This window comes from Draconibacterium sp., from assembly GCF_041583095.1.
Classification (GTDB): Bacteria; Bacteroidota; Bacteroidia; order Bacteroidales; family Prolixibacteraceae; genus Draconibacterium.
Window position 1 is genome coordinate 1 of sequence record NZ_JBFHGM010000045.1, and the last position, 25,028, is coordinate 25,028.

The 25,028-nt window shown below is 41.5% G+C and carries 21 protein-coding genes and 1 pseudogene; 7 read left to right on the forward strand and 15 right to left on the reverse strand.

Annotated features, from left to right (window positions below; translation table 11 throughout):
• The 6 genes and pseudogenes from ABZB17_RS06405 to ABZB17_RS06430 all read right to left on the reverse strand — a co-directional run.
• Positions 1 to 233 (reverse strand): annotated as a pseudogene (locus ABZB17_RS06405) (TolC family protein); the annotation flags it as partial.
• Between the two features lie 86 nt (positions 234 to 319).
• The gene (locus ABZB17_RS06410) at positions 320 to 3,667 is read right to left on the reverse strand and encodes an ABC transporter permease subunit (protein ID WP_372648723.1); all 3,348 of its coding nucleotides are present in this window, start codon (positions 3,665 to 3,667) and stop codon (positions 320 to 322) included.
• 10 nt (positions 3,668 to 3,677) lie between these two features.
• Entirely contained in the window at positions 3,678 to 4,571 is an 894-nt protein-coding gene (locus ABZB17_RS06415; RefSeq protein ID WP_045031522.1) for an ABC transporter ATP-binding protein, read from the reverse strand.
• Positions 4,572 to 4,854: 283 nt separating this feature from the next.
• Entirely contained in the window at positions 4,855 to 5,436 is a 582-nt protein-coding gene (locus ABZB17_RS06420) for a hypothetical protein (protein ID WP_372648724.1), read from the reverse strand.
• Between the two features lie 233 nt (positions 5,437 to 5,669).
• Positions 5,670 to 6,254 (reverse strand): hypothetical protein, encoded by a 585-nt coding sequence (locus ABZB17_RS06425; protein ID WP_157493726.1) that lies wholly within the window; start codon positions 6,252 to 6,254, stop codon positions 5,670 to 5,672.
• Positions 6,255 to 6,762: 508 nt separating this feature from the next.
• Positions 6,763 to 7,347, reverse strand: a complete 585-nt coding sequence (locus tag ABZB17_RS06430; protein ID WP_372648726.1) for a hypothetical protein — start codon at positions 7,345 to 7,347, stop codon at positions 6,763 to 6,765.
• 263 nt (positions 7,348 to 7,610) lie between these two features.
• On the opposite strand from ABZB17_RS06430, the gene ABZB17_RS06435 reads away from it, so the two are divergent.
• Both ABZB17_RS06435 and ABZB17_RS06440 read left to right on the forward strand, forming a co-directional pair.
• Positions 7,611 to 8,300 carry a 2-phosphosulfolactate phosphatase gene (locus ABZB17_RS06435; protein WP_372648728.1) on the forward strand — a complete coding sequence of 230 codons (690 nt, stop codon included), beginning with the start codon at positions 7,611 to 7,613 and terminating at the stop codon, positions 8,298 to 8,300.
• Between the two features lie 47 nt (positions 8,301 to 8,347).
• Complete coding sequence (locus ABZB17_RS06440) at positions 8,348 to 9,517, forward strand: MalY/PatB family protein (RefSeq protein ID WP_372648730.1); 1,170 nt, start codon at positions 8,348 to 8,350, stop codon at positions 9,515 to 9,517.
• Positions 9,518 to 9,705: 188 nt separating this feature from the next.
• Here ABZB17_RS06440 and ruvC read toward each other — a convergent pair whose 3' ends face one another.
• Positions 9,706 to 10,257 carry a crossover junction endodeoxyribonuclease RuvC gene (gene ruvC, locus ABZB17_RS06445; RefSeq protein ID WP_372648731.1) on the reverse strand — a complete coding sequence of 184 codons (552 nt, stop codon included), beginning with the start codon at positions 10,255 to 10,257 and terminating at the stop codon, positions 9,706 to 9,708.
• A 296-nt stretch (positions 10,258 to 10,553) separates the two neighbouring features.
• Positions 10,554 to 11,441 (reverse strand): DMT family transporter, encoded by an 888-nt coding sequence (locus tag ABZB17_RS06450; protein WP_372648733.1) that lies wholly within the window; start codon positions 11,439 to 11,441, stop codon positions 10,554 to 10,556.
• 427 nt (positions 11,442 to 11,868) lie between these two features.
• On the opposite strand from ABZB17_RS06450, the gene ABZB17_RS06455 reads away from it, so the two are divergent.
• Positions 11,869 to 12,327 carry a hypothetical protein gene (locus tag ABZB17_RS06455; RefSeq protein WP_372648735.1) on the forward strand — a complete coding sequence of 153 codons (459 nt, stop codon included), beginning with the start codon at positions 11,869 to 11,871 and terminating at the stop codon, positions 12,325 to 12,327.
• A gap of 18 nt (positions 12,328 to 12,345) precedes the next feature.
• Here the strand turns inward: ABZB17_RS06455 and ABZB17_RS06460 are convergent, their stop codons facing one another.
• Entirely contained in the window at positions 12,346 to 14,235 is a 1,890-nt protein-coding gene (locus ABZB17_RS06460) for a tetratricopeptide repeat protein (RefSeq protein ID WP_372648737.1), read from the reverse strand.
• 294 nt (positions 14,236 to 14,529) lie between these two features.
• Between ABZB17_RS06460 and lipA the strand changes: the two genes are divergently transcribed.
• The gene (lipA, locus tag ABZB17_RS06465; RefSeq protein WP_372648738.1) at positions 14,530 to 15,393 is read left to right on the forward strand and encodes a lipoyl synthase; all 864 of its coding nucleotides are present in this window, start codon (positions 14,530 to 14,532) and stop codon (positions 15,391 to 15,393) included.
• Between the two features lie 138 nt (positions 15,394 to 15,531).
• The gene (gene lipB / locus ABZB17_RS06470; protein ID WP_372648740.1) at positions 15,532 to 16,200 is read left to right on the forward strand and encodes a lipoyl(octanoyl) transferase LipB; all 669 of its coding nucleotides are present in this window, start codon (positions 15,532 to 15,534) and stop codon (positions 16,198 to 16,200) included.
• 15 nt (positions 16,201 to 16,215) lie between these two features.
• Here lipB and ABZB17_RS06475 read toward each other — a convergent pair whose 3' ends face one another.
• The 6 genes from ABZB17_RS06475 to ABZB17_RS06500 form a co-directional block, all read right to left on the reverse strand.
• Positions 16,216 to 16,998: a hypothetical protein gene (locus tag ABZB17_RS06475; protein WP_372648741.1), complete on the reverse strand. Its 783-nt coding sequence runs from the start codon at positions 16,996 to 16,998 to the stop codon at positions 16,216 to 16,218.
• A 28-nt stretch (positions 16,999 to 17,026) separates the two neighbouring features.
• Positions 17,027 to 17,869 (reverse strand): tol-pal system YbgF family protein, encoded by an 843-nt coding sequence (locus ABZB17_RS06480; RefSeq protein ID WP_372648743.1) that lies wholly within the window; start codon positions 17,867 to 17,869, stop codon positions 17,027 to 17,029.
• Complete coding sequence (yidD, locus tag ABZB17_RS06485) at positions 17,866 to 18,327, reverse strand: membrane protein insertion efficiency factor YidD (RefSeq protein WP_372648744.1); 462 nt, start codon at positions 18,325 to 18,327, stop codon at positions 17,866 to 17,868. Before yidD ends, ABZB17_RS06480 begins: the two co-directional genes overlap by 4 nt.
• Positions 18,299 to 19,009 carry a hypothetical protein gene (locus ABZB17_RS06490; protein ID WP_372648745.1) on the reverse strand — a complete coding sequence of 237 codons (711 nt, stop codon included), beginning with the start codon at positions 19,007 to 19,009 and terminating at the stop codon, positions 18,299 to 18,301. The genes yidD and ABZB17_RS06490 overlap by 29 nt, the downstream gene beginning before the upstream one ends.
• 72 nt (positions 19,010 to 19,081) lie before the next feature.
• The gene (locus tag ABZB17_RS06495; RefSeq protein ID WP_372648746.1) at positions 19,082 to 19,501 is read right to left on the reverse strand and encodes a TM2 domain-containing protein; all 420 of its coding nucleotides are present in this window, start codon (positions 19,499 to 19,501) and stop codon (positions 19,082 to 19,084) included.
• Positions 19,502 to 19,800: 299 nt separating this feature from the next.
• Entirely contained in the window at positions 19,801 to 20,697 is an 897-nt protein-coding gene (locus ABZB17_RS06500) for a thymidylate synthase (protein ID WP_372648747.1), read from the reverse strand.
• Positions 20,698 to 20,921: 224 nt separating this feature from the next.
• Here ABZB17_RS06500 and ABZB17_RS06505 point away from each other — a divergent pair, with 224 nt between their 5' ends.
• A complete protein-coding gene (locus ABZB17_RS06505) occupies positions 20,922 to 22,190 on the forward strand; it encodes a Gfo/Idh/MocA family oxidoreductase (RefSeq protein WP_372648749.1) in 1,269 nt (422 codons plus the stop codon).
• Between the two features lie 116 nt (positions 22,191 to 22,306).
• Positions 22,307 to 25,028, forward strand: a 2,722-nt coding sequence (locus ABZB17_RS06510) for a DUF1080 domain-containing protein (RefSeq protein WP_372648751.1), incomplete at its 3' end; no start/stop codon positions are given.

Sequence of the window (25,028 nt, forward strand, 5' to 3'; positions counted from 1 at the left end):
GGATTAACCTGCAACGAGAAACGCGATTTCAGTGCAGCCCGCTGAGCTTCCAGGTTTTTTTGGTAGCGCTCAAGATTTAACAACGACAGCTTCAAATCAGGGCTTCCCGTTTCGGCAATACTCAAAGCCCTTTCCAGGGTTAAGGCCTCTTGTGCCTGAACAGCAAAAGTTGCAGCCGCCATAAGAAACAAGGCAATTGCCAGCTTTCGCATAAGTTTGATTTTTGTTTTCATCTTCTTTAAAATTTTTCTTCAATAGTTCCGTTTCGCATTCACCCTTGTTTTACAAGCACTTAGTTCGAAACGTATGCTGATTTATTTTATAATTTCACAATTTTTACTGCGTCGGCGTATATCATTCGCAGTTCAGTTTTATCCGTTAATTCAATAACCGCCTTTTCCGACGAGAAATAAAATGAGCCTAAATGAACCCACCCGGTTTCGGCACTTTGCGAATCAAGGAAAGCTTCTTCCGCTCCGTCGTCGCCATGAATTATAAAGTTTAAACTTCCCTTGTCTTCTCCACGGTTACGGCCAAATCCGCGTCCTTTATAAAAGTGGTAATAAACGTCGTAGTAGCCTGCCTCTTTCACCGGAACATTCCAGCGGGCAACCTGCTCGCCATTTCCGCCTTTAATATAGTAGGCCGAACGAACGTACTCGCCATAAAACTCATCGCTGGTTGTGGCAGTCCACGACAACGGCGGTCTCCACTGGTTTACACTCGAATATTTCTGTTTTGTCTCTTCTTCTTTTACAATTAGTTTTTCGAGCAAACTCACCTGGTGATTTTCAGTAATTTCGAAACCCGGATCTTCATTATCCACAATTTCTTCATTCGGCAGTTTTGTTTGAACCGGTGTTGAACTGATACTTTCTCCTTCCCACACCCTGGCTTTCAGGTCTTCTTCCACTTCGCGGAACATTTCCATATAGGTTTGCGGAACGTTCTTCGATGTTAAAGAATTAAAAATAACCATACGCGGCGCACCATCAAACAGGTAGCTCAGTTCTTTCGTTTGGTGGGCTGCCAATTCAATCAGCTTGTCTATCGCATCTTCCGAGCCCATTCCCGGAGGGCCAAAACCACGGCCACCGCCTCCACCGCCAAGTCGGAACGTGAGTTTTACCAAACCATCAACATCCGAAAAGTTGGTAACCTTCAGCGAGATCATAGTTTTCATGGCATCTCCCGATTTTACTTTTACACCTTTTATGGGCGAAACCAGGTAGCCCGGCAACGTTTTGGCTTTAAACCAACCGTTCATCATTGGCTCAAGCTCAATACCAAACCTGGCTTTAATCTCTTTATCAAATTCCTCGAACGAAATATTCTGGTACTTGTATTTTTCCAATACGCCACGCAGAAAATCTTCAAAATCTTCTTCGCCGGCTTCCAGTTTTACGGTTGAGAAAAGCACATCGCCTTTCAGTTTAATCACGCTGTTTACGATATCGCTTTGATCAGGGTCGGCAAGAATTTCCTCGAACGAATAATCCTGCAAGGCAATATTGGCCATAATCTCGGGGCTTTCACCACTCATGCTACTCATAAAAATCGATCGCATATCGGTAGACTGGCTTTTTAAATAAGCCTCGAAAACGCGATTGGTAATCGGCCATTTATCCGATTGAATATTGTTTTGAAAATTATACAACCACGGAAAAATAAAATATGGATTTTGCGACTGCTCCATGCTCATTTCACCACGCTGCCAACGGCGTTCGGTTTCATTCTCCTCGGTAAATTTTTCAAGAAACTGCCCAAGTACGCGCAACTCTTTATCTTCGTCGGTCATTTCGCCACCGCCTCCACGGCCTCTCCAACGGCCCATTCGTTCTTTTTGTTTTTCAAAATCAGCTTCGCGAAACATGTAGCCTTTTTCCTGAATGAGCACCTTGCCGGGCTGAATAACTTCCTGTACCGATGTCCACATGCGCTCGTAGGTTTTAAACTGCGCCGGAACTTCAATCAATGCCAATTTATCGGAATTGTACTCCAGGTTATAACCACGTTGGAAATCTTCGAAACGTTCGTAAATTACGGAAGCCAGTGTGTCTTTCGATTCGGGGAAAACAGTACTGAAATGGTCGTGACCTTCGATGAGCCAGATGCCAAATTCGAAATCGTTATGCTCCAGACTTTTATATTCGTATTTACCAATTGCCAACGAAAGTTGTGTTAGCGGTGTTTGCGGTTCAAAATGGAACTTACCTGCCGAAACGGCTGTCATTTCACCTTCCGAAACCGCCTGCAAACCTTCTTTTGTGTTCACCGTTAACGAATAATCCACAAACTCGGGTTTGTACCAACTCACATCTTCAGAGCTGTAGGTAACACCAACTTTCGGATACCAGTTGGCTTCACGCGTAAGCAACACATAGTCAGGCGTTACAAAAGCGTAACGTTTATCCACATTCAATACAAATTGTCCGTATTTTTCCTGTCGTAATTCTTCATCGATATCCAGGTAGCAATACGCTTCGTCGATTGTTCCGTTGTAGGTAAATTCAACTTTTGTACTATCGCCCGGTTGCAATCCAGGCTGATCGGAAACAATAACCAAATGATCTTCGCGTACAAATGGTGCTGTTTTTCCGTTTATTTTCAGATCGGTAATTTCAAGGCCCGCATTTAAACTAAAAATCAGTTTCGACAAAGGCTGCTGCAAATTGTTTTTTAGCATCATTGACGACTGCACATTCAACGACTCGCCATTATGATCGAGTACAATATCGTGCGAAAGCACATCGGCCAGTGGTTCTTTTACATATTGATTATTCAGCTCGATGATATCGGCTCGTAAAGCTTCGGTTTTTTTGAAACTGTTGATGTGATTAAAAGCCAGATAACCGGCACCACCAATAAATATTACACTGAAAATAAGCGACACGTAAGTCATTGCTTCCGACTGTGGGAGTCGTTTCAGTAAGAAAATGGTAAGGAAAATGAAACCTGAACCAAGACCGAAATATATTCCGCGATGGATAAGAATTACATCAAGATTGCTAAATCCAACAATATCGGAACTTAACATGGGGATGTTAAACGCCATGTAATCGAAAATGTAATAATATTTTGCCTGTAAGAGAAAGAGTGTGATACCGATATACCCAAGCACCAACACAAAAGTGATGGCCTGGTTGCGGATTACACTCATCAGCAAAAACGACAAGCCCATAATAAAAACAAGGGTTGGAATACTTATCAGCACCAGATATACGCCGTACGAAACCCAATCGATGGGAGTACCTTTTGCCAGCGCATTAAAAACAAGTGCCAGAATTACCACAGCAACGTTAAGAATCATAAACACCTGCATGTTGCCCAGTGTTTTTCCAATCACGTATTCGCCGTTGGTCATCGAGCGCATGTAGATTACTTCGGTAGTATCTAGTTTTTTATCGCGTTTTAAAAAGTCGGACGCCAAAAACACAGCAATTACCGCCTGGGCCACATTTAATATCAGCAAATTAAAATACGGGATGGCACTTGGAATAGCACGAATGGCCCAGCTTTCGCCACCACCGCCTTCAATCACCATCCCGAAGTTCATTCCAAACAATACGAACAAAGAGAGGATACTGAATATGCGGAAAAACCAGCTGCGGAATAGTGTCTTCCGCTCGTATTTTGCTATCGAGAATATGTTATGTAACGAAATCATTTTTCCGGTTTTAAGCGTTAGACCATTGGTTTAGTTTGTTTTCCATAAAGTGCACGTAAGCGTGCTCCAGGTTCGGGTCCATAGGTTTTCCCTGGTAACCGTTAATTTCATTGGCAACAACCTGCACCTCCCAGCCTCCGTCGATCGGGATGGTAGAAATTACAGGGTATTTTTCGTTTATCTCCAGGTATTCCTGTTCAGTAGCTTCAATAACCCAAACATGACCCTCGGCTTCTTTTACCAGTTGCTCGGGCGATCCGGCAAAAGCCAGTTTCCCCTGGTTGAGTAACGCCATATTATCGCAGGTACTCGAAATATCGCCAACAATGTGTGTCGACAGGATAATAATTACGTCGCGGGTACTAATGGTTGAAAGCAGATTACGGAAGCGGATACGTTCTTCGGGGTCGAGACCGGTGGTAGGCTCATCAACAATAATAATCTGCGGATCATTTATTAGCGCCTGGGCAATTCCCAAACGGCGTTTCATACCACCCGAAAGTTTATTTGCATTTCGGTCGCGCACTTCAAACAAACCTACCTCTTCCAGCATTTGGTCAACCGCACTTCGGCGTGCTGCGCCGCTTTTCATTCCCGCCAACCGGGCTGTATAATCCAGAAACTCCGAGGTTTTCAGCTTCGAGAAGAAACTGAAATCCTGGGGCAAATAGCCCAACATCGAGCGAATTTCGCGCCGGTTTTTCGAAAGTTCGTAGTCGTTATAATATACCTTTCCGCTTGTTGGTTTCATTAAAGTTACCAAAATGCGCATAAGGGTTGATTTTCCAGCCCCGTTTGGTCCCAAAAGGCCAAACATTCCGTTTGGAATTTCAAGGTTGAGATTGTTTACAGCGTAACTACCTCCCTTGTAGATTTTGTTTAAATTTTCTATTTTAATATGCACTTTGCAATAAAATTTTTAGAGAACACTGCCTTGGACTTACAAAGCATAAAATCGTTTAATATTGTTGGTGCACTTTTATGATTTAAATTACACCCCTCAGCAGATTTCTTCCATTATTTATGATTACAAAAAATAATTTGCTGCCGGCAGATGCATAATAATACCAATAAGCCAAACTTTATAAAAACAAAAAAGCTCTGCAAAAACTTGCAAAGCTGCTACTTTCGTTTTATAGATTAAGAAAGTAAGGGAGTCAACAATTACAGATTAAAAACACCATTATTTATAGTTTTAGCGTATATCTATGATCTTTTACACAGTCGGTTAACACAACTTCGTAGGTACCTCTTTTTAAGTGACTAAAATCCAGGTGGGTTTGAATAGTCAGATCGCGGCCAAGGTTCGACCCGTCAATATGTTCTCCGTTTTGGTATATATTAACATACACCGGTTTATTCCGGGTATTTAAAAATGACAGATTAACCATTTTTCCATTTACCTTATAATAGGGCTCGTAACAAAAGGAAGCACTACTAACGATAATTTGCTTATCCTCAACTTTCACAATACGGTTTATACTTTGATTGCCGTAGTTGACGCTAATACAATACAAACCATCACCCAATTCTGAAAAATCGAACATTTTTTTAAACTCTGTCTGATGTTCGGTTTCCTTGTGGTATAGCAACTCTCCATCGAAACTGGTAAGGCTCACCTGCAAGGGTGCTTCATGAGAAAAACTATAGGCAAGCATTGCCGTGTTTTCTTTCACCTGAACAACATTCATTTTTGGTAACTCGGTGGCACTTGCCGCTCCCGCAACAAGAAATGCCAGGACTATAACAGCCCAAACTTTTGTTTTCATGACTTTTTCATTTAATTGTTTCTTACTTAATAGACACAAAAACAGCACCTTCGTTACGCTATTTTGGAACTTGTCGACCAACAACAAGGTAGCGTCGGTCAACACAAAAAAAAACCGATCTCAACAACCGGCTCAATTAATCAATATTTAGGGTAAACAAAAGTAAAAGGTAAAAAAAAGGCCATCAGTTAATTTCTGACAGCCTTATCTAAAAAACCAATAACATTTTCTGACTATTTTTCTAAACTAAACGTAAATTCATTATTATAAGAACTCAGGATCACTTCGTATTTTCCAGCTCTTAGTGCTGAAAGATCGTATCCGGAAGCTACATTAAACTCTTTACCCAAATCTGATTGGTAAACCAACCCGTTTTCGTCGTAAATGTTTAAGCTCAGTTTCTCCTCATCAAAATTCAAATAAGACATTTTCAATATACCATCGGCAAAAGCGAAGAAAGGATCAATTCTTAATTTCGACTCGCCAACAAAAATACCATTTGAAGCTACTTCGATATCTTTAATTAAACGCGTGTCGTTTACACGAAGATTCATGGTATAGTTTCCGTTTTCCAGATTTTTGAAATCGTAGATCTTTTGGTAAGAAGTTAATGGCTTTGTTGTTTGTTTGTAATAAACCAACTCACCATCTTCGGCATGAATGCTCAACTCGAACAACGATGCATTTTCATTCATAATTGTTACTACCGCTTTGTCGGCTGACATAGGAGTTACACTCATTTTCGGTTTCTCAACGGCTGTTGCAACTGCTACAATCGCAACTGCCAGTACTGTAGATAATAATTTAATTGTTTTCATAACCATTCGTTTTTTTGTTTAACATTGAATGACAGTACAAACATATATGTTTTACAGCATATATGCCAAACAACATGTTTAAAAAATTAAATAACCACATTATATTTAACATTAGACTTAACATCAAGACCGCAAACAATGCTTTAACACCTTTATTTATAAGCTTTACGGGAATTGATTTCGCCCATTACAATTTTCGTGCCATTTGTTATTTTACATGTTAAGCAAATTTTAGCATTTCTTTAGGAAACAGTTAAGTCGATTAATTAAAACACCTTGCAGTCTTTATTTACAACACATTAACCCCAACACAACCTCAAGCCCAATAACTGCCACTCCACTACTAAAATCACCAAAACTCTATCAATACACACAAATTACCACCCCGGAACACCTTCAACTACACAAACAGATATCAACATAAATCCGGCACAAACCGGATTCCAAAACAAAAAAAAGGCTGCCGGAAAACTCCGACAGCCTTTTCAAACCAATAACATTTTCTGAACTATTTTTCTAAACTAAACGAAAAATCATTACTCATTGAAGTCAAAACCACTTCGTATTTACCCGCAGCCAAAGCTGAAAGGTCAAAGCCTGTTGCAATATTAAACTCCTGACCTAATTTCGATTCGTATACCAAACCGCTCTCATCGTAAATATTCAGACTCAACCGTTCCTGGTCAAAATTCAAATAGGTAAGTTTTAACACATTGTCTGAAAATCCAAAGTAAGGATCGATTCTCATTTTCGACTCACCCACTACAATTCCTCTTGAAGAAACATTAATGTCTCTCACCAATCTCGTATCGTTCACACGAAGATCCATTATATAATCTCCGTCTTCAATATTTTTAAAATCAAAAATTTTCTGATAAGCAAGAGATGGGTTTGCCGCTTGCTTATAATATACCAAACCACCGTCTTTAGCACTAATACTCAACTCAAACACAGCCTCTGTACCGTTAAGAATAGAAACAACTGCTCTGTCTTCAGACAAAGGCACAATATCCATTTTCGGTTTCTCTACGGCTGTTGCAACTGCTACAATTGCCAGCGCCATTACTGCTGTTAAAAATTTAATTGTTTTCATAACTATTTTCTTTAATTGTTTTCATTTTAAAATCACTCTGCAAACATACATGTTTTACAGCATGCATGCCAAATAACATATTAAAATAATTAAGTATGTTGAGATAATTTAACATTGAAGCTAACTTGCGATTTTACTCAACTCCATAAATCCCTTATTAAAAGGCTTTATGTTGACTTGACACATTAGCACACAATTATCATGCCATATCATATTTTAGCATGTTAAATAATTTTTAGTAATTTGTGAATAAACAGTAAAATATGCATATAAATATCCGGCATCTCGTTGAAGGAGCCAGAGAAGCAAAAGGAACAGTTATAATTATCGATGTTTTGCGGGCATTTTCCACTGCCTGTTATGCTATTAACAAAGGTATTGAAACCATTATTCCGGTGGGCGATATCGATTTAGCTTATCAGTTAAAAGAGGCTAATCCCGATTATCTTTTAACAGGCGAACGACACGAACGAAAGCCGGAAGGTTTTGATTTTGGAAATTCGCCAACACATATTAACAGTGCTGTTATTACGGCCAAAACAATGGTTCAAACGACCAGTTCGGGTACGCAGGGAATTGCAAATGCCATAAATGCGGACGAAATAATTACAGGCAGCTTTGTTAATGCAGGCGCTATTGTAAATTATATACAAAAGACCAATCCGAAGGAGGTTTCGTTGGTTTGTATGGGTTTTGCCTGCCGCTACCCTACTGCCGAAGATACACTGTGTGCCGAATACATAAAAAATGAACTGGAAGGACAGCCAAACGATTTTGCCGCCATGGTACAAAAGATTAAAGAAACCGATGGTGCCCGTTTTTTTGATCCGGCTACCGAAAGCTGGTCGCCCGAAAGCGATTTTCACCTGTGCATGGATGTAAACCGCTTTGATTTTATATTGAAAGTTGAAAAGGTTGGCGATTTAAATTATCTTCGAAAGCTCAAAATTTAACCTGTTTTTACCTATATAAAATAAGGTATAACAAAAGCCTTGTAACAATGCAACAATACGATTTCGACGAACTAGTTCCGCGCAAAGGAACCAACTGTTTAAAACACGATGCCCTTGAACAATTTTTCAAATCGGCCGATGCCCTGCCGCTTTGGGTGGCCGACATGGATTTTAAAACACCCGATTTTATTGTTAATGCCATAAAAGAACGTGCTGAACACGAGATTTACGGTTACACCTTCCGTTCCGATTCGTATTACGAGGCGGTGATTAACTGGATGAGCCGGCGCCATCAGTGGGATATCAAAAAAGAATGGATCTCGTTTAGTCCGGGTGTTGTTGCAGGACTGACTTACGCCATTGAAAGTTTTTCGAAACCGGGCGACGGTGTTATCGTTCAGCCTCCGGTGTATTTCCCGTTCTTCGACAGTGTGAAAGGCACCAACCGGAAAATGATCCAGAATCCGTTGAAATTGGAAAACGGTCGTTATACTTTCGATCTGGAAGATTTAAAATCGAAGATCGACGAAAATACCAAACTGCTGCTGCTTTGTAATCCGCAAAACCCGGGTGGCATGGTTTGGACACGCGAAGAACTGGTTGCATTGACGGATATTTGCCTGGAGAATAACATCATGATCATTTCGGATGAGATTCATTCCGATTTAATCTATAACGGGCATAAACACATTCCTCTTGCCACAATTTCCGAAGAGGTGGCGCAGAACTGTATGATTAGTATGGCGCCAAGCAAAACATTTAATGTTGCCGGGCTTACCTCATCGCTGGTTATCATTCCAAACAAACGAAAACTGGCTGCCTACGAACGCACCATTGGCGTAGGGCATTTACACATGGGAAATATTTTTGGTACAGTAGCATTGGAAGCGGCCTACACACACGGCGACGAATGGTTGGCGCAATTGCTGGATTACCTTTGGGGGAATTATCAATTGCTTGAAAGCTTTATTCAGGAAAAGCTGCCTCGTGTTAAAGTAATGAAACCGGAAGCCACTTACCTCGTCTGGATGGATTTTTCGGATTACGGCATGAAAAACGAGAAGCTGGCAAAATTCACCGTTGAAAAAGCGGGTGTGGCACTAAATGATGGCGGCCGTTTTGGTATTGGCGGCGATGGTTTCCTTCGTCTGAATATCGGCTGCCAGAGAAGTGTATTACAGGAAGCGCTGAATCGTTTGGAGAAAGCTTTTGCTTAACTGTTTTTTGCACCGTCTTTTAAGGCGGTGATGCCTGTTTTGCAATCTCAATCAGATTTTTAAGGATTTTTGAAGAATCCATTATACAAAAATCCTTAAAAATCAATTACGCTATTACTGCCTTCATACACCGCTCTAAAGAACGGTGCAAAACAGACTATTTATAGCGATCGGATTTCGGATAAATATTATTTTACTTTACCCGGATTCTTTTTAACAAAGTCGCCCCAGTTTTTATACTCCTTCGATTTTTGCGGTTTGTTCATTTGTATAAAATGACAAATAGCTACGGCTACGGCATCGGTTTCGTCGAGTACCTGATCCATGTCTTTCAGGTCGTACACTTTTTGCAGGAAATAAGCTACCTGTTCTTTCGAAGCACGGCCCATTCCGGTTATGGCTTGTTTTACCAGCAAAGGAGCATATTCGTGAATCGGCACATCGAACATCAGAGCTGCAGCCATTAATACGCCTTGTCCGCGGCCCAGCTTCAACATCGACTGAACGTTTTTGCCATAAAAGGGTGCTTCAATGGCCATTACATCGGGGCGGTATTCTTTTACCAGGTGCAGCGCCCGCTCGTGCAGATATTTCAGTCTCATATAATGATCAGAGTATCGTTTGGGCGTAATGTTTCCCATGTGCAAAATAACCGGTTTTTTGTTTCTAATCTCAACCAAACCATAGCCGGTTACCGTTGTTCCGGGGTCGATGCCCAATATACGAAGCGGTTTATCCATTCGATGAAAATAGTAATTTGTTGCTAACCTGCGGTCAAAAGTACTGATATTGTTTATTTGAAACACATTGACACATAGAACACATTAGATTACTTTCTCCATTAAAAGTTTTTTGATTGCCTATTGCTATTTGCCAATTGCCTATTCAATCTATGATCGTTAATCGTTCTTTGTGTTACTTCGTGCCTCCTTTGTGAATCTTTGTGGTTTAAAATTTTACCACAAAGCACTCAAAGTCCCCACTAAGTTTCACAAAGTTGTTCTGGCATCGATAATCGAAATCCATAAATCATCATTCACCGCCGTTTTCTCCTGTCGACTTGCTGCACCAGCACACCCGAAATAATAAACAGCAAACCAACAAATGTGGTAACGTAAATGGTTTCCTTTAAAATAAGGTGAATAAACACCAGCGACAGGAAAGGTGCAAAAAACACCAGGTTGCCGATTTTGGCGTTGCTGCTGGTCAGGTTCATGGCTTTTAACCACAACACGTAGGTAATTCCCACCTCAAAAATTCCGGAGTAAATGGTGGCAATAAATGCTTCGCCCCAATGCATTTTAAACGATGAGAACAGTGCCACCACCGGAGTCAGGTAGATAAGCCCGATGGCAAAGTTGAGGAAAAGTTTGACTACCTGGTCGCGCGTGTCTTTTACATTGAATATCCAGTACAACGACCACAGTATGGAACTGCCAACCGCCAGCGCCACGCCAAGCGGATTGGTGTTGCTAAATCCATTGAATCCTCCTTGCGACGAGATAAAAAACACCCCAACAAAACTGATCAGCAGCGCCACAAAGCTTATCCAGCTGATCTTCTGCTTAAGCATAGGTACCGAAAGCAGCGCCAGCGTTATCGGCCAGATCATATTCAGCGGTTGCGCCACCTGCGCCGGAAGCAGCGAATAAGCTTTAAACAAAACCAAATAATAAAGCAGCGGATTAAAAGCCCCCATTAGCAGCGAATACAACCATTCGCGTTTGGTCTGCTTAAAAATTAAATGCGTTTTTCGTTGGACTACCAAAACAAAAAACAGCAGCACCACCGTTACGGCCGACACATAAAATATTAGCTGAATAAAATCGTACTCGCGCAGTGCCAGTTTAAACGATGTGGCAACGGTTGACCAGAATAACACGGCCAAGCCGGCGTATAAATAGGTTTTTACGGTTTGCGACATAGCTGGAAAATCAGAACGCCAAAGTACGAAAAGAAATTGAATGGTTTTTTGCCTAATGTCATACAGAAAAAGGGGAAACCGGCAATCTTCTGGCTGGTGTAGCGATTACATTTTACGACCAACGACTTTTAGCCCAATGTAATACTTACATTCCGCAACTAGCATCCTTTTGGGCAATGTAAAAACTACATTTGCTAAGGGAGATTTTTTGCGTGTAATTTGTATATTCCAAAAAACTGTTTTTTTTCAATGTAATGGAAAGCGATTATATTTAATGCAGTAAAACTCAAATTCGCTGTAATTATAAACACATACATCAGTAACAAAACATTGAGTCATATTGTCGATGAACATAATTCTGAAAGCAACGCAACCATAACCGTCAAAAAACAATCATAAAAGAAAACATAGATCCCAAAAAGCCATTATGAGAAAAGCACTAATCTTCTTAGTTTTCGTTTTTGCAACCACAACCTGGTCTTGTGATACACAAGACAAATGTGATGGTGTTGATTGTTTTACACCTCCAACACCATTTGTTTTGGAGTTGGTTGATAAATCAACAGGAGAAAATCTATTTACATCAGGTGTATTTAGTCCTGAAGACATTAATATTGTAAATATCGATGACCATAGCAACGTTGAATTTCAATTTATTGACGAAAACGATATTAATATTATTGCCATTCATTCAATAGGTTGGAAAACCCAGACTGTTACTTACTCCATTGAAATCTCATCAGAAAGTTTGTTGACCTTGTTTGTCGATACTGAAAGGTTAAGTGAGAATTGTTGTGCTTTTACACGATATAATGAAATAGAAATAGACGGTTCGGACTTTGAATTGAACGAACTAGATGGAGTATATAAAATATTAGTTGAATAAAGACTGATACAGTGATCCCTATAACTCCGAATTCTCAATAGCCCGCTCAAACAATCCTTCTTTATTTTCCGGTTCTTTATCCGGGTAAACCTTGCGAAGTTCCCGGTATTTCTCGCGCGATTCTTCAATAAACACACTTCCCGGATAACTAGTCAGCATTTGTTTGTACAGCTCTTTTGCTTTTTCTGCCTGCCCCAGGTGGTAATAATTAATTTCGGCCAGCAGGTACAAGGCATCGTCGCCCAGCAAGTCGTAACTAAAATCGGTAACAATAGTTTGTAAATACTCGGCAGCCATTGCGTAGTTTTGCTTATCCATTTCAATTTTTGCCTTGCGGAAAAGGATATTATCTACCAGCGAATGATACGGATATAATTCTGCCAAACCATCGAGGATCGTCATAGCCTCATCGCTTTTGTTTTGGAAAAAGCGCAAATCAGCTTTAGCAAACATGGTTAGCGGAACCGCGGTAGTATCGAGGTTAAGGTTATTACCAATCAGCATCGACAGCTCCATGGCATCGTTGGCCGTTAGTTTCGAAGTGCTGGCTTTTAACACATCCAACTGTGCTTTTGCCCAGCTGAAGTTACCCATGTAATAACCCAATTTTGCTTTTTTCAGTTTTACCTCGTCGCCCAATGTATTCTTTTTGTTGGCTTCAATTACCTGCGAATAAATCAGCATGGCTTCCCACTGATCGTCGGCATACACATAGATATCCGCCATTTCAGTTTTTAACAAACCTAGCTCTTCGGGTTTTAGTTGCGGCACTTTCTCACCTTTCTCCAAAACAGCAATTGCTTTTTCTGTATCATTCAGGTAAAAGGCCAGCAAATGTGCATACTCGCGCACCAAATTCAAGGTAGCCGGACCGATGCCCAGGTATATCAACCCTTTTTCAAAATCAGTGGCCAAAGCTTGTCCCTCCTCTAAGTTGCCGTCTCCCTCGTTGGTATATTCCATGTATTTTGCATGAATATTCCGGGCAAAAGCCTGCGGAAAATATGGCGTTTCTTCTCCTTTGTCCAGTATATATTCGTAGGCCTTTTGTGCCTGGGCATACTCCTTGTTTCGTAAGGCCATGTCGCCCAGTTGTGCAATCTGCCCGTCTTCTGCCCCGGTTCGTTTATCCAAAGCAATCGACTGGCGCAGCGCACTCGAAAATTTCTTTTCCTGCAGAAAAAACCAGATCAGCAAACGATTGTAGCCAATTACATTCGGCTCGCTCTGAATACGTTTCAGCACCTGTCCCCGAAACTGGTCGCGCAAACCATCATCAATATCCAGCCGCATGGCCGAGGCCAAACTGCTTTGTACCCGCGCCAGATGTTGCTCTCCTTCGCGTAACAGGTTCAGGTATTCTTCCATCATGTTGGTGTAATCGCGCAAATACAGATACGACCGCGCCAGCTCGTAATTAAACGACTCTTCGGGCATGGCAGCTCTTCCTTTTAGATAGGTATCGCGCGCCAAACCGTATTCACCCCAGCCCAAAAACGAATTAGCAGTGATTAAATACGCGCCCCGGTTGGCCGGCACTTTATCGATGGCCTCACGAAACATTGCATCAGCTTCCTCCATGCGGTTTTGCTCTTTATATACCTGCCCCAAATGCACGTAATATTCCGGACGCGGTGGTTTTTGCTTTTTAATCTCGCGCTGAATTTCCGTCTCGGCCTCTCCATATTGCGCCAAACCTATCAGGCTGTTAATGTAATACCTGAAATAGGTACTGTTGCGGGTGAGCTGATACACCTCCTTCAGCAAAGGCGCTGCTTTTTCAAAGTCCTTCGCATTGTAGTAACGAATAGCCAGACTCGATTTGGTTTGAACCTCGGACTGCTGTTGTTGTGCAAAACCGGTATTCAATCCCGTTATTAAGAGGAGTAGTATAATGAAGTGTCTCATTGTTTTCAGCTTGTTGTACAAAAATAACACAGTTGTTTAAACTATACTTTTTTTAAGAACAATTTTGAGAGTTAGGAGTTTAATCAATTTTAGTTTGATTTTAAACTTTTACATTTGCAGAAGTTTTTCATGAACTGTCTAGATATTATTTGTTGGAATTATTCTGATGGATTTTTTATTTAGACAAGGCAAAATTGACGCGAATAGCACCAGCTATTTAAGGAAGTTTTGCAGCAGAATAAATGAAAAAGACGCAGAATAGAACGATATAATAATTTTTAGTCAGTTTAGGATATGGCACATGAGTTGAATGGCAGGGAACGCCTGCCAAAGTGGATGAAAATGAAAATGCCGAATGGGGAAAGTTATTCGAAGGTAAAGAACCTGGTGAATAAACATGGTTTGCACACCATTTGCACCAGCGGAAACTGCCCGAATATTGGCGAATGCTGGAACAGAGGAACAGCAACATTTATGATTTTAGGAAACATCTGTACCCGCAAATGTAAATTCTGTGCCGTACCTAATGGAATGCCGCTTGCACCCGATTTGGAAGAACCAAAAAAACTGGCCGAATCGGTGCGCATTATGGGCGTAAAACACTGTGTTATTACTTCGGTTGACCGTGATGATCTGGAAGATCAGGGTGCCGGAATCTGGGCTGAAACCATTCGCGAAGTAAAACGTGTGAACCCGGAAACAAAAATAGAAGTGCTGATCCCTGATTTCAGGGGAAAAATGGAATTAGTACAACAGGTAATTGATGCCGGTCCGGATGTGATTTCGCATAACCTGGAAACCACTGAAGAGCGCACTCCGTTTATTCGTTTTGCAGCAAAATACCGCCGCAGCCTGGATGTAATTAAATATGTTGCCGACAATTTCGGACGGGCAAAATCGGGGATTATGCTTGGTTTGGGTGAAACGCACGAAGATGTGCTAAAAACAATGGACGACTTGTTGGAAGCCGGTTGTAAGGTAATGACCATTGGACAATACCTGGCGCCCACAACAAAACACATGCCTGTGGTTGAATACATTGAACCGGAGAAATTTGTGGAGTACCGCAACATTGGTATCCGTAAAGGTTTTAAGTTTGTTGAAAGCTCACCATTGGTGCGCAGTTCATACCGGGCCGAAGAACATGTAAAAGCGTAAGGGAAGTTATCAGTATTCAGTCGCAGTTGGCAGTTTAACAATAGAACAGTTTAGCAATTATAAAAAATGAGTTATTGAGTGAGTGAGTTCAAAAAACTCGTAACTCGCGGCTGATAGCTCGTAGCTAAAAACAAAAAAATGGCAGATTTTAATTACGTCGATCTTGGTTTAAAAGAATATAAAGCGTGCTGGGATTACCAGGAAGAGCGTCTTCAGGAGCTTACCACGCAAAAACGCAGCACAGGCAAACCCACTGCCGACAACCATTTTATTTTGGTTGAACATCCACATGTTTACACCTTGGGTAAAAGTGGCGACGAAGCCAACATGATGGCTAATGCCGAATTTTTAAAGAAGATTGAAGCCACGTATTTCAAAATAAACCGTGGTGGCGATATCACCTACCACGGACCGGGCCAATTGGTTGGTTACCCGATTATCGACCTGGAACACTACAAAATTGGAGTGCGCGAATACATCGAAAGAATGGAGGATGCCATTATTGCAACGGTTGCCGAATACGGACTTGAAGCCGGAAGAAAAGAAGGTGCTACCGGCGTGTGGCTGCAACCCGACCATAAAGTGCGTGCGCGAAAAATATGTGCTATAGGTGTACGTGTGAGCCGCTATGTTACCATGCACGGTTTTGCCTTAAACGTAAACACCGACATGCGTTACTACAACTACATCAATCCGTGTGGTTTTGCCTCATCGGCTGTAACTTCCATTCAGCAGGAGCTGGGTAGAGAGATTTCGATGGTGGAAGTAAAAACCATTGCAAAGGAGAAGTTTAATCAGATTTACTAAAATCAGTTAAAAGACTTACTCCGAATCAATTATTGAAATAATTCCCTGGTTCACTTCCCGGTTAAATTCCACCATCTGTTGCTTATTTGTTTGTGAAGCAATTACTTCTGCACGTTTCATACCTCCGTGGTAAGTTTTGTTGAAAAATCCAAGGCCAACGAGGTAACCGGTAATGTAAAAGCCATTGTAAACCTGAAATCCGGCAAAAGTAAGCACCGATGCATTGATCAAAAAATTGGCAAATCCTTCGCCGGATTTACCTGCATAAATTTGCCCTGACCCGGGAACAAAACGCGACCAGTTTCTGGCAGCTTTAAGCGATTTTATTCGTGGACGGTTCTTTTTGCTGTAAAGTTCTGCCGCCAATCCCTTCAGTGCTGTTTCTTTTTCCGGAGCAAAGTGCTGCAACGCTATTAACTCATTAAAATTCTGTTCCGCTTCTTCCCATTTATATGTTTCGTGCAGTGAAAGAATTTTTATGGGCAGAAAAACGCCAAAATCTGCACTGTCGGAACTGCGATGGAAATATTCGTCAATCTTCCACAAAGCCCTGGCAGGTTCATTGTTCAGATAATAACAAAGTGATTGTTCGTAACAAACAAAACGATACAACGAATCGGCAGGATTAGAAAAATAAGTGGTTTGAAGAGCATTTATTGCTCGCCCAAAATCGTTCATCTTCCTATAGCACAAGGCTTTTTTATAACGCAGTAGGTTAAGGTCAGCTTCAGCATTTCCCTGAAATACCAGACGCTCATATTCAATCGAGGCTTCGAAATAATTTCCCGAAGCATACAAACTGTCAGCTTTTAGCACTGCAGAATTACTATTCAAAGAAATTCCGCAAAGGAATATGAAGCTGAAAAAGAATTTGATTATGTATTGCATTCTCGTACTCATTCTCAATAACTTTTACAGAAACCACTGATCCATATATATTTGAAACATAATTTACGGCAAAAATACTACCGAATAATATTGTTTTAACATCGGCTAACCCTGACTTCCGGTAGTTTTCCCATGTTATTAAACCAAAACCAATATTGCCAATCATTGAGGCTATTCCGGCACCGGTCTTCCCAGCGTATATTTTCCCCGATCCCGGAATAATCGCCGACATTATTCCCGCTGCAACCGGCGACTTTTTCCGGTGCTGTTCATGTTCTTTCCATATTTCATTTAATGCAAGCACCTGCTTGTTTAACACCGCATTCTTTTCGGGAACAAGGTCCAGATATTGTTTAGCTTCAGGCCAGTTTCCACTGAGCATTTCAATACCGCTTAGTTCAAAATTATACAATCCCAAAATCGACTCTTCACCGCTATCGATCCGATCCAGAATACTACGGGCTTCGCTGTAGTTTCCCAGATAGGTATGGTTATACCCGGCAAAAAAGAACGATTTATTATAAAAAGGCGATGTGTCGTTTACTTTGAGAAAAGAAGATGAAGACTCCTTTAGGTTTTTAAGTGAATAGTGCGCCCACCCTTTATAGTAATTGATTGAGTCGAGCTGTTGAGCGGAATAATCAGTTTTGTCATTACCAATTACAAAAATAGCTTCCTCGTAAAATCCGCTGTTCACCAAATGCCGGATAAAAGGAATCTGTCCTTTGCTTTGAGTGATCATCGACAAAAAGGCAATAATTAACAGAAATATATACCTCATTTATATTTTTTTATTGAATCATGAAACCGGTGAACATGAAGATCAATAGTTTGCGGATCAAGATCGGTTGCAGCTATTCGGTTACAGCGGCTCAATCTGTCGAACGACAATAGTGTGCCTCTTATTAAGCCATACTCTCCAACAGCCTGTTTGCTGAAGTCGGAGCAGCTAGGATGATACAAACAACTGGCCGAAAGGTGTTGCGAGAACAAATTCTGGTACACATACAACGATCCCCCATAAATAAGGCTCACAGGATTACTGTTTTTAAACGTTTTTGGCTGATTTTGATAGATGTAAGGCCGGTGTCCCGTTTCAGGCATTTGTTGCTCAACAACCGAATCAACAAACAAGAGGTCGCTTTTTAAATCAATCTCCTGGCTGTATGCATTGAAAGAAACAAGCACAACCAGCAATAAAAAAACCGTTCTATTTGCTTTGTGATATTGGCTTTGCATTTTCGGGAATTTTGAAATTAAAGTAAGGGCTGTCATCTGACCAGGAAACCTTAACATCGGAAAAAGTAGTACGGCTTATAATGGAATCTTTCGAAGGAACATAACTGATCTCCACAATATTCATTGGTAGCCTGAACTGATTGAAATCTTTGTAATTGGCGTAATAAATCCTTTTAAGAATATTTTCTTCAGAGGCCTGATATTCAGAATAAACCGGAAGCCCGTTTTCGAAAACCATTTTTACAGTTACAATTCCTCTTAAGGTAGAAGGCGGCTGCCAGGTAGTAACATAGTACTGTCCTTCAAATTCATTTGAAACCAAACGAAATCCTTCATCAACCAGTCCAAGATCTTCAATGAAATTATTTGTAAAGTAGTAGATCAGGGTTCGTTTTGAAGAGAGTTCAGGAACTTGTTCGTAAGCCACTTCGTTGCTTTCAGGGTAATAAGTTTTAACTTCTCCAAAAGAATTTACTACAGTTACAAAATCGGGTGCCGAGTAATAGTACTTGGTAATTACCTGCTTTTTCTTATCAAAATACAAGTCAACTTCCTTGGTTGCTTTTTTTCGGTTTTCGAGTACTTCAGTTTTTTGTTTAAGCGAAATATAATTGCCTGTCTGGGCTTTCACCGAAACACTAAAAACGCAGGCTATCAATAAAATAACGATCTTTTGAATCACTTTACTTCAGATATTAAAAAGATGCCTGTTTTCAATTAAACAGGCATCTTCTTTTTTAAAATAAAAACCATTTTACCACATAAAAAACTTCGGATTGTCGATGTATGGACTGATATCATCGTTGTCAACAATCAGTACAATCAAATCCACAAACGGCACAATTCCAAAAATACCACCGCAGGTTAAAATATAACCTACACCAGTCATCGTTTTGGTTCCCAGGTAAAAACGGTGAACTCCAAATCCTCCTAAAAAGAAATCAAGGAGAACTGCGGTTACAAAATTTTTCTCTTTCGAAGCTACGGCAGTTGTTGGAGCGTTTGCAGGCAGCGCACTTAACGCTCCGGCATTCACGGAAATCATACTGGTTTCAATGGCTTCTGAAAACATCTTGTCAATCGAATTCATATCGATTGAGTACGAGGATGCATTTGCGCTTTTCACAAAGAATATTGCGAGCAGCAAACAAATGACAAGGCTAACTTTTTTCATATTTGTGCTTTTAAAGATATTTAGTTAATCTAAGATAAAACTTTTTTATCACTATCCTGTAATATGTCAAATAAATTTAGCCACACTTGGCTGCTGATATTTTATTGTATAATAAAAAATACGATAAAAAACCATGCTCTGCGCCAGAATCTAATCACATCAGATCATTGCTTTAATGTGATTTCTATCCTGATAATATGATTCTAATCTCGATTATGTTTATTGACTATTTTTATAAACGCCTGCCATAGATCAGCAGAAACAGATTAACGTTTCACTTACAAGCTTTAATCCAAATTCTACTTCGATTTTTTCAAATCATCTGTCCCTCTATGCCTTTTAACAATTTCAATCTCTGCATTATCATACACTTTCCGAATTAGCGGATCGTTAAAATTCATAGTGCGCTCTTCAAAAGCCATATCGTTTATACGCTCAAACAGGCGTTCTTTCGCGCTGCGAATATCTTTCCCGTAAATGTGGTACGAGTCGGCCTGCCAATTCATGCGCCCTAACTTAACAGTTTTACCCGTTTTTTCCGCAATCCCGGCAGCAACCACATCTTTACTGAATTGAATAAATCCGAACATATTCAGAAATCCGGCATTCCAGGCGTCGTTACTTCGGTAGCGAATGTTGCTGTTTAGCCACCACGTTCCGTCTTCGTCTACCAGAATCCGGTACCACAACGATTGTAAACTTGGCGGATCGTCGCAGGTAAAATCGATGTTCGGCATCCAGGTAATCATTTGTGCCTGTCGGGTAAAAGGCTGTTCGCCCAGTTTATTGATCACATTTTTAATCTGGTCAACTTTAAAATCACCAACTTCTTTTGCTTCTCCGTCCACCAGTTCTTTCCAAACACCATAGTTTTGCAGTCGCCCATGATAAGTATATTCCGGACGTTTATCTTCCGGATCGTTCATGTTTTTTACCAGGTGGTCTTTCAAACCTTCCAGTTCCAGTACATATTCGCGCAAATCGTCTACCCCACCCGGAAATGCCATGTGGATCATCGGATCGGTTTCCGGCTCCAGAATCGTTAAATTCATGGTACAGTCGATACTCAGCGGATCACCCGGCCGGTCGTACTGCGTTTTAAAACGGGTTCCTTGCCCATACAAATAAATAAGTGCTGTTTCATAAGCTTCGGCCAACGATTTTCCTGTTACCGATATCACCGGAATGTTCTTCATTTTTGTAAGTTTAAGCTATTCGATTGATCGATCGGATTTAAAGATAGAAAAAAGGCCAGCGAATGAAACTTTGGCGCGTATAAAAAATGAATTGAAGCGACAATCAACTGATTTAGTTTTGTATTTTTTTAATAAGTCTTTAATTTCTTAGGAATTTATTTTCAAAACTTTTATACTTTTATCCGACTAAATGATTTTAATTTATAATCTATAACCAATTAACCATGAGTACTAAATCGACTTCGAGAAGAAGTTTCCTAAAAGGTGCGCTGGCTGCAGGAGCCGGCCTGGTTATCGTTCCGCGCCACGTGTTGGGCGGCAACGGATATCTCGCACCATCCGACCAGTTAACAAAAGCAATTATTGGTGTCGGCTCAATGGGCCGCGGTCATATTCCTTACGAAGGCACACGCGTTGTTGCCATTTGCGATGTGGATACCGAACACCTGAAACTGGCCAAAAACCTGATTAATCACGATGTAAAACAATTCACTGATTTTAGGGAAGTGTGCCAGCTGCCCGAAGTTGACATTGTACACATTGCCACGCCACCACACTGGCACGGAATTATGGCTGTTGAAGCCGCCAAAGCCGGAAAAGACATTTGGTGCGAAAAACCAATGACACGCACCATTGGCGAAGGAAAAAGAGTGATGGAAGCCGTAAATGCGCATGGCCGTATGTTCCGGCTGAACACCTGGTTCCGTTTTAAAGACCAGTTTTACGGACTAGGGACCGATGTAAAACCGCTGAAAAAAGTAATTGACAGTGGCATTTTAGGTTGGCCGCTAAAAGTTACAGTTAGCGGAATTACAGGCTACAACTGGAAGTTCTACTGGCAGGGCAAACACAACCTTGCTCCTCAACCGGTACCGAAAAACCTTAATTACGATATGTGGTTAGGGCCTGCGCCATACAAACCATACAATGTTGAGCGTGTTCATGCCAATTTCCGCGGCTACTGGGATTACGATGGCGGCGGATTGGGCGATATGGGTCAGCACTACCTCGACCCTGTTCAATATATGCTGGGCAAAGACGATACCAGCCCGGTAAAAATAGAGGTTGACGCACCACAGCAACATTACGATGCCGTGGGTACCTGGCGACGTGTAACTTATACTTATGCCGATGGTTGCCAGATCATTCTCGATGGCGAAAACCGCGACAAGGATGCAGCCTATATTGAAGGTCCTAACGGCAAAATCTACCAGGGTTTCCGTTCGGATATTCCTAATCTGCAGAGCTTTATTAAAAACTTACCTGATCCTGAACCTCAGATCGGTATCTTCTCTGAATCGGTGAAAACACGTAAGAAGTTTGCACTAAACGAGACCAACGGATTCCGGTCGGCAACACTTGTAAACCTAGGCATTACAGCAGTCCGACTGGGACGCACATTGCATTTCGATCCTGAAAAACTGGAGTTTATTGATGATGAAGGTGCAAACCGTCTGATCAATCAGCCAATGCGCGCACCGTGGACGATCTGACCCCATCTCCCTAAAGGGGGTTAAAACATTTGCGACGCAAATGGAACAAGTCCCCTTCAGGGGAGTTAGGGGTAAAAATTAAATTATTAAGGATTATTGATAAAGGATTAATTACAATGAAAAAATATATAGTTCAAATTACTACGATCCTGTTGCTGGCCTGCCTGAGTATGTCCGGAATGGCACAGGATAACCGAACACTCGACACGAAAGTTGCCGATGTGCTGGCACAGATGCCAACCAAAAATCTGACTCACCGCGACAAAGCGATGAACGATATCTTTTTGATGGGCAGCCAAGGATACCAGAAACTGGCAGCACAACTTGTTCCGCTGGGCACCGGTGACGACACCGCAGTACGTTTTGCGCTGAACAGTTTTTCGCGATATGCGAGTCAGTTTGGCAAATGTGAAGAACGTGCTTTTGCCGAAGAGAACCTTTTAAAAGCACTCAACACTGTGAATGACGTTGAAGTGAAGACGTATCTTCTTAATCAACTGAACCTGGTTGCCGGCGAAAAGACGGTTGAGCAGGTAAAAAGCTACTTAACTGATGAACAACTGGCAGAACCGGCAGCTCAAACCATTCTGTCGACCGAAGATCCGAAAACAGCAGAGGTGTTTCTTGCGGCATTCCCGAAAACTGAAGGGAATACACAAATGACCATCGTTCGGGCTTTGGGGCAGTTAAAATGCAAACGCGCCGTTCCAATGATTACTCCATTGGTTAGTTCAGATAGCGAGCCGATGCAAAAAACAGCTCTGGCCGCTCTGGCAAATATAGGATCTCCTGATTCGTATAAAACTTTGTTAAGTGCTGCGTCGGCTGTGGACTTTAATTACGATGCCACCAATGCAGCCAAAGCATTTCTAACTTACACCAAACGTTTGGGAGAGCAAAACGAACTGGAACTAATGGAAAAAGCCTGCAAGGCTATTTTTAAAGCCAATTCGGCAAGCGACCATTTACATAATTATTCAACAGCGCTTCGTATTTATGCCAACAACCTTGGCTACGAGGCTACCCCTCTTTTATTGGATGCTGTTGACTCACCGGATAAAGCATTTCGTTACTCGGCACTAAATATTGCCGAAAACCTTGGCGGTGTTGCCGATACGCGTAAATGGATTGCTAAAGCAGAGACTTCCAACGCCGAAGTAAAAGCAGAAATTATTGATATGTTGGGAAGACGTGGTTGCGAACAGGCAAACGATTTTGTTTTGGCGAGCCTTAATTCAGCTAATGAAGTTGTTCGCACAGAAGCGATAACTGCTCTGTCAAAACTTCAGGGAAGTGATGCCATTGCAACATTAACAGCACATTTAGCAGAAGGAAAAGACATTGAAGCAACAACGAAGGTGTTGAACACCTTGCTTGACAAAGACCATTTATACCTGATTGCCCAAAATCTGGATCAATCAGCAGGAAAAACCAAAGCAGCTTTTATTAATCTTATCGGCGCTAAAGCAGGCTCACAATATTTTGATGAAATACTGGCCGTCACTTCGTCTTCAAACGCAGATGAAAAATCAGCTGCTTTTGCCACGCTGAAACAAGTTTCTTCTTACGAAAATGCCGACGCACTATTAAAACTATTGCTTTCAGTTTCTGAGCCTTCTGAAATTACTGAAACACAACTGGCGTTAATTTCGGCTGTTGACGGTATTACCGAAGAGCAGAAAGCAAGCGGTAAAGTATTGAGCACATTGGAACAAACCAATAAAAAAGCCCGCCTCTTCCCTATTCTGCCAACAATTGGCGGCGAAACAGCGCTTGAAACTGTTACCGAATATTTTAATTCATCAAGCGGTGAGCAGAAACAAGCTGCATTTACCGCCTTAACCAACTGGCAGGATTATACCGCCTCAAAACCATTATTCGAAATCTGTAAATCAGGAAATACAACTTTCAGTCAGCCGGCATTTAACAGTTTTGTACGAATGGTGGCAAGCGCCAATCTTCCCGACGATCAGAAACTGTTGCAATATCGCAAGGTCATGGAATATGCGTCGTCAGCCGACGATCAGAAAAACGTGATCGCAGCTATCGGTCGTTTAAGAACATTCCTTTCCTTGCTTTACCTGGAGCAATATCTGGAAGAAGAAGCACTAACAGCGACCACTTCGCGTGCGATTATGAATATCGCAATGCCAAACAGTGAAGGAGAAGGCGGTTTAACGGGCGACATCGTTCGTCGGATTTTGGGTAAAGCTGAACAGGCTTTGTCGGGCGAAGACAGTGCATACGACAAAATAAATATTCAGAACTACCTGAAAGCGGTGCCAAAGGACAAAGGTTATGTTTCGATGTTCAACGGCAAAAACCTGGACGGATGGCAGGGAATGCTTTTGGATGGCAACCCTATAAAAATTGCCAGACTAAGCGATACAGAGCGCGCCAAAGAGCAGGAAGCAGCCAATATTAAAATGCTGGAAAACTGGAGCGTAAAAGATGGAATGATCATTTTTAACGGACACGGTGCCAACCTGGTTTCTAAAAAGAAATACAAGGATTTTGATATGATCGTTGACTGGCGTATAAGTAAAAAAGGCGACAGTGGCATCTATCTGCGTGGAGCTCCACAAGTACAGGTTTGGGATACTTCGCGAGTTGAAGTGGGCGCACAGGTAGGCTCGGGAGGTTTGTACAACAACAATCCCGACAATGTGCGCGATCCTCTGCTGGTAGCCGACAATCCCATCGATGAATGGAACACCTTCTGTATTACCATGGTTGGCGAGAATGTAACGGTTTACCTGAATGGAGAACTGGTGGTTGACAATGTAAAAATGGATAATTACTGGGACCGCAGCATTCCGATTTTTAGTGAAGGAACCA